Here is a 314-nt window from a genome sequence, read left to right on the forward strand (position 1 = left end):
CGGCGGAAATGTTGGTTCGAAGCGTCAGGCAGAACGGTTCGATAATGTGGAAGGGCAAGCTGGTATTTGTTAGCGAAGCGCTAGCTGGAGAGCGAATAGGGCTGAAAGAGACTGAAGATGATGTTTGGGATCTTTACCTGTGTGACTATCCCTTGGGGAGGCTTGGACGGGGAATGACTCGCGTCCAAGCTTCAAATGTGTAAACGATGTCCCCGGTTTGTACCGGGTCAAGCCCGCTCACTACAAGTTTCGCTTAAACTTCTTGCACTTTGACCCAGCGTTCTTCCTTTGCCGCCACACGGATCGCCGTCGCC

At 52.9% G+C, this 314-nt stretch carries 1 pseudogene; it reads left to right on the forward strand.

Features of this window, described 5'->3' with window-relative positions:
• A pseudogene (locus SB756_RS29010) lies at positions 1–203 on the forward strand (IS481 family transposase); the annotation flags it as partial.
• Positions 204–314 lie beyond the last annotated feature (111 nt).

The sequence above is a fragment of the Pseudomonas sp. SIMBA_068 genome (genome assembly GCF_046534705.1).
GTDB classification, from domain to species: Bacteria; Pseudomonadota; Gammaproteobacteria; order Pseudomonadales; family Pseudomonadaceae; genus Aquipseudomonas; species Aquipseudomonas putida.